Origin of the sequence: Streptomyces sp. ITFR-16, from assembly GCF_031844705.1 — a bacterium.
Classification (GTDB): Bacteria; Actinomycetota; Actinomycetes; order Streptomycetales; family Streptomycetaceae; genus Streptomyces.
The window spans coordinates 5,636,787-5,649,740 of the sequence record NZ_CP134609.1; the positions used below are offsets into that span (position 1 = coordinate 5,636,787).

The 12,954-nt window shown below is 69.3% G+C and carries 8 protein-coding genes and 1 pseudogene; 2 read left to right on the top strand and 7 right to left on the bottom strand.

What is annotated here, in order from left to right; translation table 11 throughout:
- Positions 1 to 11: 11 nt before the first annotated feature.
- Together RLT58_RS24910 and RLT58_RS24915 are read right to left on the bottom strand one after the other, a co-directional pair.
- Positions 12 to 1,049, bottom strand: a complete 1,038-nt coding sequence (locus RLT58_RS24910; RefSeq protein ID WP_311312581.1) for a rod shape-determining protein — start codon at positions 1,047 to 1,049, stop codon at positions 12 to 14.
- A gap of 136 nt (positions 1,050 to 1,185) precedes the next feature.
- Entirely contained in the window at positions 1,186 to 1,770 is a 585-nt protein-coding gene (locus RLT58_RS24915; protein ID WP_311312582.1) for a hypothetical protein, read from the bottom strand.
- 78 nt (positions 1,771 to 1,848) lie between these two features.
- Between RLT58_RS24915 and RLT58_RS24920 the strand changes: the two genes are divergently transcribed.
- Positions 1,849 to 2,571 carry an SCO2400 family protein gene (locus tag RLT58_RS24920; RefSeq protein ID WP_311312583.1) on the top strand — a complete coding sequence of 241 codons (723 nt, stop codon included), beginning with the start codon at positions 1,849 to 1,851 and terminating at the stop codon, positions 2,569 to 2,571.
- A 13-nt stretch (positions 2,572 to 2,584) separates the two neighbouring features.
- Here RLT58_RS24920 and RLT58_RS24925 read toward each other — a convergent pair whose 3' ends face one another.
- On the bottom strand, positions 2,585 to 3,028 hold the full coding sequence (locus RLT58_RS24925) for a MarR family winged helix-turn-helix transcriptional regulator (protein ID WP_311312584.1): 444 nt from the start codon (positions 3,026 to 3,028) through the stop codon (positions 2,585 to 2,587).
- Positions 3,029 to 3,127: 99 nt separating this feature from the next.
- Between RLT58_RS24925 and RLT58_RS24930 the strand changes: the two genes are divergently transcribed.
- Positions 3,128 to 4,147 carry an NADP-dependent oxidoreductase gene (locus RLT58_RS24930; RefSeq protein ID WP_311312585.1) on the top strand — a complete coding sequence of 340 codons (1,020 nt, stop codon included), beginning with the start codon at positions 3,128 to 3,130 and terminating at the stop codon, positions 4,145 to 4,147.
- 260 nt (positions 4,148 to 4,407) lie between these two features.
- Here the strand turns inward: RLT58_RS24930 and RLT58_RS24935 are convergent, their stop codons facing one another.
- The 4 genes and pseudogenes from RLT58_RS24935 to RLT58_RS24950 form a co-directional block, all read right to left on the bottom strand.
- Positions 4,408 to 4,944: a hypothetical protein gene (locus tag RLT58_RS24935; protein WP_311312586.1), complete on the bottom strand. Its 537-nt coding sequence runs from the start codon at positions 4,942 to 4,944 to the stop codon at positions 4,408 to 4,410.
- Positions 4,945 to 5,439: 495 nt separating this feature from the next.
- Positions 5,440 to 5,937, bottom strand: coding sequence for a hypothetical protein (locus RLT58_RS24940; protein WP_311312587.1), 498 nt, complete (start codon positions 5,935 to 5,937; stop codon positions 5,440 to 5,442).
- A complete protein-coding gene (locus tag RLT58_RS24945) occupies positions 5,931 to 12,152 on the bottom strand; it encodes a DNRLRE domain-containing protein (protein ID WP_311312588.1) in 6,222 nt (2,073 codons plus the stop codon). Before RLT58_RS24945 ends, RLT58_RS24940 begins: the two co-directional genes overlap by 7 nt.
- Before the next feature lie 609 nt (positions 12,153 to 12,761).
- A pseudogene (locus tag RLT58_RS24950) lies at positions 12,762 to 12,938 on the bottom strand (XRE family transcriptional regulator); the annotation flags it as partial.
- Between the last annotated feature and the right edge of the window lie 16 nt (positions 12,939 to 12,954).

Consider the following 12,954-nt stretch of genomic DNA (forward strand, 5'->3'; position numbering starts at 1 on the left):
CCCTGCGGCGGTCAGCCGGCGAGCGGGTCGAGGACCATCGGGCTGATCTTCCCGTCCAGCATCGCGCCGAGCCCCAGGATGGAGCAGACGTCGGGCCGTTCGGCGATGTGCACCGGCATGCCCGTCGCGTCGCGCAGCATCTGGTCGAGACCGGGCAGCAGGGCGCTGCCGCCGACCATCATGATCCCGCAGTCGGCGAGGTCGGCCACCAGATCGGGCGGGCAGTCCCGCAGGACCTTGCCGAGGCCGTCCAGGACGGCGGTCAGCGGGCGGTGGATCGCCTGCCGCACCGCGGCGGTGTCGACCTGCACGGAGCGGGCGAGGCCGGTGGCCACGTCCCGGCCGTGGATCTCGGTGACCGAGGGGCCGTGCGCCGTCAGTCCGTTGCCGCTGAGCGCGAGTTGCAGGGGGCGCACGGACTGGCTCGGCAGCATCAGCTCGTGGTACTGGCGCAGGTGCTGGATCACCGCGTGGTCGATGGCGTCGCCGCCGATCGGCAGCCGCACCGCCGTCACGATCGAGCCGAGCGAGAGCACCGCGATCTGCGTGGTCGCGGCCCCGCACACCATGATCATGGTGGCGGTCGGCTGCTCGACGGGCAGTCCGCAGCCGACGGCCGCCGCGATCAGGGTGTCGACGAGTTCGACCCGGCGCGCACCGAGGCCGACCAGGGTCTCGACGGCGGCGCGCCGCGCGAGCGGGTCGCTGTCGTGCGGGGTGCAGGCGGCCGCGCGCAGCCAGGGCTTGCGGCGCAGCTGGCGGCGGAGCTTCTCGCCGAGCAGATGGCGCAGCATGCGCTGGGCCATCTCGATGTCGACGACGGTGCCGCCGGAGACCGGCCGGGTGACCCGGATGTAGTCGGGGGTGCGGCCCGTCATCTGTTCGGCGAGCGCGCCGACGGCGATGAGCGAGCCGGTACGGGTGTTCACGGCGGCGACGCTCGGCTCGTCGACGACGAGGCCGGGCCCCTTGACGTACACCCGGGTGCGGGCGGCCCCGAGATCGACGGCGATGTGGCAACGGCGCAACTGCTCAAGGCTGACGGTCACGGCAGGTTCTCCCGAGAGCGTTGAGGGGGACCGACGGGCAGCCGGTTCTCCTTGTATCGTGCGCCGTTCGAGGGCGTTGCGCGCGCTGGGATGCGCCGTAGGGGGTACGGAGCTGACGCCTCGTCCGACCTGCGGTTCAGCCGCCCGGACGGGCGGGCAGCAGGCGTTGGAGGAGCCCCCAGGTGAACTCGGCGACATACGGCTCGCCGGGGGTCCCGGCCGTGATCGCGAGGGCCCACCGGGTCGGCGCGCTCCCCTCCATCGGGCGGGCCGGCGGGAAGGCACGCGCCACCTCGTCCACCGTGCACGACCAGGGCAGCAGGTCCTCGGCCGACCGCAGGACCGGGCCCGCCGCGCCGGGCGCCCGCACCAGCCACTCGTTCCACACGGCCCCGCCCGGCGCCACCATCACCTCGAACCGCAGACCGGGCCAGAGCGGCACCGGCCACAGCAGCGCGTCGCACTCCAGATCCCCGATGGCGCGGCGCACGGACGACTCAGGCTCGCCGAGCACCGAGCGGTAGCGGCGCAGCGCGCCCCGGCCCCGGCCGCGCACCATGGCCTGCCAGCGGCGGTTGGCCTCGCGCATCTCGGCGAGGGAGGCGCTCAGTTCGTGCCGGGCGTCCTCGACCAGGCCCGGCTGGTGGTCGGCCATCCGGCGCAGCAGGACAAGTTGGAACTCCCGGGGACCGAAGGGGGTGGCGGGGGCGGCAGCGCTCATGGAACCCACGCTTCCACACAGGATCCTCACCTGGGCGGCTTTCTCCGGTGCGGGCGGGCCATCTACTCTGCGGGCGCCATGGCTTTCTGCCAGCCCTGTCAGCGGCATCTCAACGGCGCCCTGGCCTGTGCCGGATGCGGAACCCCCGCGGAGGCGCTGAGCCCCTACGCCGCCCCCGCGCCCTTCGGCCACGAGCCGGACGCGCGGGACGAGAAGGCCGCGCCGCCCGCGCCCGCGGGCCGGCGCCGCCGGGGGCACGGCGCTGCCCGGCCGCGCCGGGGCCGCAGCCGCCGGGGCCGCACGGTGCTGCTCGCGCTGCTCGGGGTGGTGCTCGCGGCCGGTGCGCTGAGCCTGGCCGAGCTGGGTCTCGAACCGGACGGGGACGGCGGCGGCTCGGACTACGTGCGCGAGGCGACGTCCGTCACGACCGAGCCCGTCCCGGAGCCGTCCGGCAGCGAGGAGGCCCGGCCGCCGGCGCCGGTGGACGCGTCCCCGGGCAGCCCCTCGGCCGTCCCGGCCGGAGCGGCCCGTCCCTCGGGCGCGACCCGTACGGCCCGGGAGGCGGACGCGACGCCTTCCGGGGGCGCCGGGGCGACCCCGGACGTCCCCGCCCCGGCCTCCTCGTCCGCGCCGGCGGAGCCCCCGGTCACCAGCGGCGCCCCCTCCGGGCCGGGCGGTACGGACGAGGGCCCTACGCCCTCCGCGCCCCCGCCGCCGCCCGCGCCCGCCCCGACTCCGACGCCCACTCCGTCGCCGACGCCTACGGACGACGACGGCTGCTGGTTCCTCTGGTTCTGCTGAGGCGGCAGGTCCTTCACGCCCCGGCCGGGGGTTCCATGCCGAGCATCCGGCGCAGCAGATCCCGCAGGGCCGCGCGCTCCCCGTCCGAGAGGCCGGCCAGCGGTTCACGGGCGAAGTCCAGCGAGTCACGCAGCTGCCGTGCCGTGCGGGCACCCTTCTCCGTCGGCGCGGCCAGCTTCACCCGGCGGTCGGCAGGATCGGGCCGCCGCTCCACCAGCCCCCGGGCCTCCAGCCGGTCGACGATGCCGGTCACATTGGACGGCTCGCACTTCAGCTTCTGCGCGATCCGGCGCATCGGCAGCGGGTCCAGGGACAGCAGCGACAGGACCCGGGCCTGGGCCCCGGTGAGGCTGTGCGCGGCGGCGGCCTGCTCGTACTCCTCGTAGTAACGCGCCACGACGGCGCCGATGAGTTCGACGACTTCGAGGGTCAGCGGGTCTGCACGAGTGGTGGCCATGACACCCAGGATAGCCGGTTACTTGACAAGGTGAAATATTCAGGAGCATGGTTGTTTCATCACCTGAAGCATTTTCGACATCGAGGAGACCCCGAGCCCATGTCTGCAGCTCTTCCCACGTCCGGCCGTGAATGGCACCTCGTCGCCCGTCCGCACGGCTGGCCGAAGGCCGAGGATTTCGCGCTGCGTGAGGCACCGGTCACCGCTCCCGCCGAGGGCCGCGTCCTCGTCCGCAACCTGCACTTCTCGGTCGACCCGTACATGCGCGGCCGGATGAACGACGTGAAGTCCTACACCCCGCCGTTCAAGCTGGACCGCCCCATGGACGGCGGTGCGGTCGGCGAGGTGGTCGCCTCCAACGCCGAGGGCTTCGCGGTCGGCGACCACGTCCTGCACGGCCTCGGCTGGCGCGAGTACGCCGACGTCCCCGCCAAGCACGCGGTGAAGGTCGACGCCTCCCTGGCCCCGCTCTCCGCCTACCTCGGTGTGCTCGGCATGACCGGGCTCACCGCCTACGCGGGCCTGTTCGACGTGGCCTCCTTCAAGGAGGGCGACGCGGTCTTCGTCTCCGGCGCGGCCGGTGCCGTCGGCAGCCAGGTGGGCCAGATGGCGAAGATCAAGGGCGCCTCGCGCGTCATCGGCTCCGCCGGTTCCGACGAGAAGGTCAAGCTCCTGGTCGAGGAGTACGGCTTCGACGCCGCCTTCAACTACAAGAACGGGCCGGTCGGGGAGCAACTGCGCGCCGCCGCCCCCGACGGCATCGACGTCTACTTCGACAACGTCGGCGGTGAGCACCTGGAAGCCGCGCTCTCCGCGTTCAACGTGCACGGCCGCGCGACCATCTGCGGCATGATCGCCCAGTACAACGCCACCGAGCCGACCCCCGCCCCGCGCAACCTCGCGCTGGTCATCGGCAAGCGGCTGCGCCTCCAGGGCATGCTCGTCGGCGACCACGCGGACCTCCAGGGGCAGTTCGTCCAGGAGGTGGCCGGCTGGCTGGCCTCCGGCGAGCTGAAGTACCGCGAGACCGTCGTCGAGGGCATCGAGAACGGCTTCGAGGCCTTCCTCGGTCTGCTGCGCGGCGAGAACACCGGGAAGATGATCGTCTCCCTCGGCTGAAGGGCCCGGCGGACCACCCGTTAGGCTCGTCCCAGGCCGTCGCGATCGTGGGCGCGAGTCGCGGCGCATCAGCAGGAGGAATACCCCAGCATGACCATTCAGGACATCACCGTCGCGTACACCGCCGTCGCCACCGCCGAGAACGGCCGTGACGTGTAGGTTCTGGCCGCCGTTGTCATTCGTCACTGCGGTGACCTGCTGTTTGTGCTGCCGTCTCATCGCACGTCCCGCGCCTTCCGTCTCACTTCGGTGGCATTTCCTCAAGCAGCGTCGCTTTGCTGGTCGCCTGCCGGTTTCCAGGCCTGGTCGAACCAGGTGATGAAGTCCATCACGGTTCCGACGCGGGCGATCCTCTCGTGGATGGCTCGCTGATCGTGACCGGGAAGGAAGTCGCCCCGGCTGATGGGCTTGCCGCATCCGCAGTTGCACTCGCGGTTGCCTAGGGGGGAGTCGAAGTAGGTGATGGGGTTCTGCTGGGCACCGTTTGGGGCGGGGTTGCCGACGTAGTGATCGTGGACCGGATGCCCTGGGCCGAGGATGCGGCCTTCGAAGGCCCGTCGCCCACCGCGCACGTCAACAACTCGGTCGATCTCCATGGCCTGGCGGATGATCCCGCCGCCGTTGACGACCGCGAACCGCTCTCGCTCGACTCGTGATCCGGGCATTACCCAGACGCCGCGGGCGATGTCGTGGAGCTGCTGGTCGGACAGCCCGTCGCTCCAGCCGACCTGCGAACGCTGAAGCGGATCGCTGTTCGGGTCGACGTCTTTCTGCCTGCCGAGGGTGATCTGAATCATCGTGCCTCCCTGAGAGGTCGCCTCGTGGTGGAGGACGAGACGGCCTGCTCAGGATAGGCCATGCATCCCCGTTATAACGGGGTATCGTGAGATTGGCTCGTGGAGAGCGATTCGGCCTTCCCTGAAGCAGCAACCAAGCAGGCCATGCCAGCCGTTGGACTGTCTCGAGAGCCTCTCTTGTGAGCCCTGGGCCAAGTTGTCGGGCTGCAACTTCGGGTCGATCTAAGGAAATTGAAGCCTTCGGATCCGGGTGCATCGGCCACGCCGACGACGATGCCGAAAGCGGCCCGCCCGGCAGGTGATGACGAACTCTGTAAAGGTGGCCGCGCGCTGCCTTGCTTGGGCGTCCTCCGCCCGGCAGGCGACCAGGGGTGGAGTGTCCGTGCGTGGGATTCCTTCTTCGGCCGGAGAGAACGGTCCTCCGCGTACGAGCCCGTACGCGGAGGACCTGGTGACACGGCGCGACGTCACGGCCGCATCAGCGCTGTCGAACCATCACTTCCCGCAGTGGAGTTGTGCGTCGATCTCCGCTGCGGACTTTCCTCCTTGCGGCGTCCAGAACTTGCCTGCCGCGAGATGGGCTTCCGCGATCGTACCGAGTGGCAGAACGTCATCTCGGCCGTCACCGTGAACATCGGTGTACCCGATGTTCACGGTGACGGGGGTGGCGGTCGGCACGGGCGCATGCTTCGTGAATCCACGTCCCGACCACAGGTCCACCGTGCCGCTCTCTGCGCGCTCCGTCCGAGGGCCGGTCGCCCACCAGACCAGGCGTGGTGAATCGGTGCCGGTGTCGTCGGCGTCTCTCACATCAATCCGTCGAAGCTTTTCCTCAGGGCACAAGGGCATCTTGACGGTGATCGACTTTCCGTCGAATCGCGCCCCGAACATGGGCGGATCGGCCGGATCAGACGGAACGAGGGCACAGCCTGCCGTGAGCGCAACCACCAGCGCCAGCAGCATGGGGATGCGCCGGGCTCCGAGGCTCAGCATCGATATCCGCCCCATCTCAGGTTCGCCCTGCGCTCGTAACGGTTGTGGCAGGGGTTCGATCCCGCTCTGGCGTACCGGATCGCGAAGCCCAAGCCGTAGTGGCGCCACTGCTGACGGTGAATTTTCTCATGGCGGATCCGGTTGTAGCTGATGTACCGGGGATTGGACGACGTGAAGTAGGTGCTGCCGATCGTGGTACCGCCCCGTGCGTGCAGTCCCCATCCACCACGGCAGACACGCAGGCCGTACCGGTAGGAGCACCGGTAGCCGAGGTACCGGCTACCTCCGTGCGCAAGACCCCAGCCCAAAGCATTGGACGACCAGCGCCTGATGCGATGGGAGCGCCACGGCTTCCACCACTTGCCGTCGAGGTCGAAGTGGTTGACGGGGTCCCCGTTGCAGTACTCGTAGGCGTTGGCACTGCCACCGGGAACCGGGTCCACCGACAGGAACCGTCCTGTCGCGGGGTTGTACATGCGAACGCCCATCATGGTGAGGCCGCTGGGAGTCTCACTGGAACGGGTCTTGGCGCCGAGCCAGCCGTAGCGCGCGGGCTGCTGGCCGGGCCGGGGGTTGCCGTATTCGTCGGCGTCCATGACGGTCGGGGCGACCGCGGTGTCGACGGGAAGCTGCAGAGCGATGTCGCCGTGCAGATTAGCTAGTTGAAGAACGGTGCCGTTCGTCTTGGTGGTCGTCGCGGCGAGGTCGCCCGCGGGGCCGTCGACATTGCGGCTGACACTGCCCGCAGCGTTTTCGGTGATCCACCGGGGGCTGTCGCCGTCGCTGTCGTAGTGGTTGGTCTTGGTGGCGGTGTTGGTCCAGGTGCCGGCGTTGTTGGTTTCGGTGGTCCAGCCGCGGTAGCGGAGGTTGGAGTCGAGGGTCCAGGTCTGGCGCTGGGTGCCGGTGGTCTGCTGCTGGACCAGGTCGTTGGTGTAGTAGGAGAGGGCGGTGCCGGGCAGTGCGGTGGTGCGGCCGAGGTTGTCGTAGATGTAACCGGAGTTCACCAGGCGGTCGGCGCTGTCGTAGGTGTAGGGGGCGGTGGTGGCCCCGGCGTTGGTGCAGTCCAGGCCGACGCCGGCGGCGGCGGTGGCCAGGGACTTGCGGTTGCTGTTCTTGTCGAAGGTGTAGGAGCGGGTGGTGCACACCGCGTCCGCGCCGGTGTCCTGGACCTGGGTCAGGCGGCCGGAGTTGTCGTAGGTGTAGTTCTGCGAGGCGGTGACGCCCGGGGTGCCACCGTGGGTGACGGTTTGCCCGTGGACGTTCTCGCCGACGGAGTCGGTCACCAGGACGGTGCCGTCACTGGTGCGGGTGTAGGTACGGGCGCTCGAGGCCCCGGTCGGGTCCTGGGAATCGGTCTGGGTGTAGCCGCCGGGCAGGGTCTGGGTGGCTACGTCGCCGTCGGCGTCGTAGCGGGCGGTGAACGTGCCGGCCACCGAGTCGGTGACCGAGGTCTCCAGGCCGCGCGGGTCGATGGCCGTGTCGTAGGTGTAGGTGGTCGTTGAGGGGACGGTGTCCGTCACCTGCAAGGCCCGGTCCAGACTGTCGTACTGGGTGGTGGTGGTGGCGTTGTCGGCGTCCGTGTAGGACATCTGTCGGCCGAGCTGGTCGTAGGTCTTGGTGATCGTGCCACCGCTGGTGGAGGTGACCTTGACCGCCAGGCCCGTCACCGGGTCGTAGGACGTCGTGGAGGCCGGAATGGCTGCGCCGAGGCCTCCCGTGATCGTCACCGTCGTCGGCCGTCCGGCCGCGTCGAAACCGTTGGTCGTGGTGCGCGTCGAAGCGCCTGCTGTCTCGGTCAGTTTTGCCGCCTGGCCGTCGGTCGCGTATTCGGTGGTCTTGGTCGGGAGCTGAGTGGGATTGGTTCCACCGCCGGTGATCGCGGCGACGGACGCCGTCTGGCAGACCATGTCGGCCCACTCGGGGCGTCCGTTGCAGGTCCCTGTGCCAGTGGCTGAGTAGTAGGTGGTCTGGGTTGCGCCGGCGTCCGTCCCAGTGGAGGCGGGCAGGGCTGTCTTCACGACGCGGCCCTGGCTGTCGTACGCAGTGGTCGTGGTGAGCGCGAGACCGCCCGGGTCGATGGTGCTGGTGGTCGCGACGCCCTTGACCCAGTCGTAGCCGGTGGCCGTCACGCGGGGATCCGCGGTCAGGGTCGGCCAGGCCCGCAGCTGGGCGCCCGTGGTCTCCTTGGTGACCTGGTCCGTCACCGCGGCGGTGCCGTCGGTGGGGCGGCCGGTGTCGTACTCCTTGCAGGTCTGTGTACGGGCGGCGACCATGCTGCCGGCCTGCGCAACCGTGCTGGTGCCACTGAGAAGCTTGGAGCCGAGGACGACCTGGTGCAGGGGGCCGTCCTCTTCCGTCTCGCGAGTTCCGGTGTCGTTGAAGGCCGTTGTGGTTGACAGCAGCTGTGCCCGTTCCGCGGAGGACAGGCTGATGATGCCGAGCGAGGTCAGCTGGCCCTTCTGTCCGGAGGTAGTCCCCAGGGCGAGTTCTCGGTTGCCGGCGGTCAGCGCCCGGACGGTATTGCCGAACTGGTCGTACTCGGTGACCGTGACGTGGTGGCCTGGCGTGGCCTCGTTAACCTCTCGGCCGGAGGCGTCGAGGTAGTGGATCCCGGCCCGGGTGTAGGCGCCGGCGGTGAGGGAGGCTCCGTCGTTGCCTGTCGGCACCTGGTCGGCGGGGAACACCGCGGTGGCGTCGGTGGGCGCGTCGGTCTGGCCCCAAGAGGCAAGCGACGCCGAACCGAGGTCCTCGGGTGCAGCCGATCCGGTCAGCGGCACTCCGTAGACGACGCTGGTGGTCGCCGTGCCGTTGGTCTGGCTGGCACTTCCCGGGGTCAGCGTCGCGCGGGAGGCCTTGAGGAGCATGCCCGCGCCGGCCGCCGGGTTGGATCCGGCCTGGCCGTAGGTGAACGACCACGGCAGCTGCCCGGGCGGCGTCAGGGAGGTGATCCGGCCCGAACTGTCGTAGGTGTAGGCGGTTTTGACCGCGGGCGAGATCCTGGGGTCCCACTGCTCGCGCAGCCGCCCGCTGTCGTCGTAGGCGTAGGCGGCGACAGTCTGCGCGGTGGCGGCCGAGGCACCAGGTGCGGTCGACCACAGCTTGATCGACGAGGCCTGGTCCTTGACGTCACCGAGTGCCGAGGTCGTGGCCGTGGTGGCGGAGGCGTACACGAACTCCAGCACCCGGCAGCCCTTGGTGGACGGCGCGGCCGCGCACGTGGACGCAGCTACAGCAGAAGTCGGCGCGATGATCAATTTGGGGCGGGAGGTCTTGATGCCCCCGGAGGTAACCGCTTCGCTGACAGTGGTCGTGACGTTTGACATGCCCTCGAGGTAGGAGGTCGCAGCGTCGTACAGCGTGGAGCTGCCGTTGACCGGGGTGAACGTGTTCACCTCGCCTTCGGAGTCCCTGAGAGTGAAGGTTCCTCCGAAGGCTCCTGTGAGCTCGTAGTCTTCGGCGCCGACCTCGGGGTTCCAGCCCGTTCTGGCGGCATTCTGTGTGAATGTCAGTTGGGTGTCACCGCTTGCCGCATTGATGCTGACCGACGTGGACGAGGTCTTTGCCAGACCGCTCCAGGGGGTAGAGGTTTCCTCTCCGGCCGCCCCGTAGAGCCATTCCTTGCCGAAGACCGGGGCCTGCTGGGTGGCACCGGCGCCGGCCTGCGGGGAGCGGGAGGAGGCGGTGCGGTCGACAGAGAGGCCGAAGTAGGAGGCGTCGTTGTCCGAGAGGGTGTAGTCGCCGGTCAGCAGGTTCACTGAACCGGGGCCCACCTGCTCGTCCGCGGCGCCGTCCGCGTTGCGGTCGATGGTCGCGTTGACGGGGTCGGAGGAGCCGGACGCGCTCGAAGGGCCGGTGAAGTCGGCCTTGATCTGCACCGCGCCGTCCGGGTTGACCGTCGAGGTGGCGTTCCACGTCAGCTTCGGACTCTTGCCGCCGCTCAGCGTTACCGGCCATGCCGTCAGCGGGGCACCGGCCTGCGTCACGTCACCGACAGGGATCGGGGTCCAGGTGTCGGCTTCGCCGCGCCGCCAGGAGAAGGAGACCTTGTCGAACTTCGCTCCGTCCGCCTCGGCGGTCAGCGGGAGCCGGGCCGCGGTGCGGGCGCCTTCGTCGGGGCTGGTGACCCCTCCGGGGCCGACGTGGAAGGTGTAGGTCAGGGCTTCGGACTTGTTGTCCGCCTTGTCCGTCGCCCGCACCTGCAGCGTGTTGGTGCCGGCCTTGGCGGGCTTGACGGTGATGTTGACCGGGGTGGTGCCGCTGGTGGCTACCTTGGTCCAGGTGGTGCCGTCCAGCGACCACTCGATGCCGTTCTGGTCACCGGCCGGTGGTGTCACCTTGAAGACGCCTGCCTGTCCGGCGCCCTTGACCCACGATGCCGAAGGGTAGTCGGTGGAGGACACCGCGGTCGGCGCGGACGGCGCGGAGGTGTCGACGGTGAACAGCGCCCACGGCGACCAGCCCAGGTTGTAGTGGGTGCCGTCGTAGGACGTGGTGCGGAACTTGTAGGTCTTGCCGTTGGTCAGCAGGCCCGAGGGCACGGTGACCGTCGCCGGCTTGCCCGCGGGCACGAAAGCGGAGGCGATGTTGCCGCCCACCTGGGTGCCGGTGGCGTTGTCGTAGACCTGGAAAGTGCCCTGCACCTTGTCGTTGTTCGGGTCGGCGAAGGTGTCGCTGAGGGTGGGAGTGGTGCTGTTGACGTACCAGGTGCCGGCCGCGTCCTGGAAGAACGGCGCCCCGGCCTGCTGGTCGGTGCCGACCTTGGGCCGGTAGTTGTAGGTGACCGTCAGCTTCGGCACATTGGAGGTCGCATTGGCCGAGTTGAACCGCTTCCACTGCATGGTCGAGGACTCGTCCGGCGTACGCAGCCCCATACCCGAGGTCGCGTTCTTCGCCGACGCCCACGTCTGCACCATCGTGGTGACATCGGCGTTCACCCAGCCATCGGACGCCGTGGTGCAGCCCGGGTTGCCCTTGGTCTCCGTGGAAGTGGCGAACTTCTCGTTCCACGCCGGCTGCGAGGTCCACCGCGAGGCCGTGGACGCCTTACCCGCATCCCAGACGTCCCACGGATAAGCCTTGCAGTCGGTGTTCCCCGAGTGGAAGTTCCACAGCGACAGCTTCGCGCTGGAGACCAGCGCGTCACTGATCGGCGCGGTGTTCCAGGTGACGAAGGACCGCGCCGTACGCGCCGATCCGTCACCGTTCTTGGTCCCCGGGTTACCCGCGTCCAGCTCCACGTCGCTCGACCAGTCGACCGTCTCACCCTGCTGCACATACGTGTCGAAGACGTTCGACAGCGCGGACGTCGAGGGGTCCACGGTGACCGGGAACTGTGTCGCCGGATCGGCCAGGAACTTCGCGTCCGGCGTGAAAACCAGCTCGATCGCACCCTGATGCCGCACGACACTCAGGTTCACCGGCGCACGGTGGGTGTGCTCGCCGGACACCGGATCCACCCGGGCGTCCCACATCACCGGGGCCGGCATGACCGCCCGCTTCGTACCCTTCTTGTCGGTGAAGAGCAGACTGCCGTCCTTCAGCTGCCGGACCGTCAGCCCCTTGGCCTTCAGCGGCAGCGTGTAGGAGTACCCATCGTGCTCGGGACGTTCGTTGACGTTGACGAACTGCTCGAACCCGCTGCGGGTCGCCTCCACGACCACGTCCCCGCCGGGCACCGCCCCGCGGTAGGTGGCCCGGTTGCCCTTCAGGACCGGACGGGGAAGATCTCCCTTCCACCGCAACGCGATCTGACGGTCGCCCTCCCCGAGCGTCACCAGATCCGTAGCCGGCCCCGACCGCCCGTCACGCGAAGAAGCCTTGAAACCCGCATGTCCGCCCGCCAGCCGCAGACCCCGCGGATGCGCCACCGGCAACACCGCCGACCCCCCGGCCCGCAGGTCGAGATCGACATCGCGCCAATGGTCCCCGTCGTGGAACCGCACCGGCCCCGCGGACAGTTCTGTGGTCAGCGAACCACTTGGGTTCACCCACGTCGTCGATGTCTCCGTACGCTCCCCGAGTGCCTCGACCCGCTTGCCGGACAGACGTGCCAGCACCCGTGCTGACGCAAGATCAGCCGCCGACGTCGCGTAGTGCTTCGCCTGCTTCTTGCCCGACACCGACGCGGCCTGCGGCGCATCGGCGGTCGCCGGCCCCGCCTCCGCGAGCACCGCAACCGACATCGTGAGCGCCAGCGACGCGGCGATGCGCCGCATCCACACCTGACGCGGATCCAGCCAGACGCGACGGCGTCTCGCCCCCACCCTCAATTTCATCAGAGCCCTAACCCTCCACACCAGCACACCAGTTGTGCCAGCGAACGGGAAGGTATCCGGCCACCAAAGAACATAAATGATCTGATAACTGGCACTCTGGGATCTTTATGCGTACCTAACAGGCTCAAACTTTGCGCAAAATTCACCCACCGATCTACACGAAGCAGACACAACTCCCACATCGAAACCACCCGAAAGGCCGACTGAACCTTCCGGGTTCAGTAGCGACTTCAGGTTGTGGTTGTGACCTGGGGTTTCATGGTGGCGCGGTAGGTGGCAGACCCGGCATCGGAGTAATGGAACAACTTGCCGCGCTCGTGCGGTGTTCGCCGCGGTTGTGCTGCCACAGGGCCATTCGCGCAGGCCTTCGTCGGCACGGCACCCGCCGGCCGCGGAGTACCGCCCCCTTCCGGCCGAACCGCGGGGGCGGCGTGCCCGGTGCGCAACGGGTACGTTGGGTAGGGCATCGCGTGAATGTCCCTCACGAAGACGCGAGCGAGCCCCGAACCTGCTGAAGCTTCGGGACTCGCGGGCTGTTCGGGGTACGGCCTACAGCTGGAAGCCGAGGTTCAGCACGTCGTTGATCTGGACCTCCTTGAGGGCTTCGGCGGTGAGCTCGCGCAGCCAGTCCTCGCGGGCACCCTGCTCCTGGGCGTCGAAGAGGCGGGCCGCGTACTGGGGCGGGAGCGCCACGGTGAGGTGCCGTTCGCGGTCCTCATCGGTGGAGACATCGGCAGTGCGC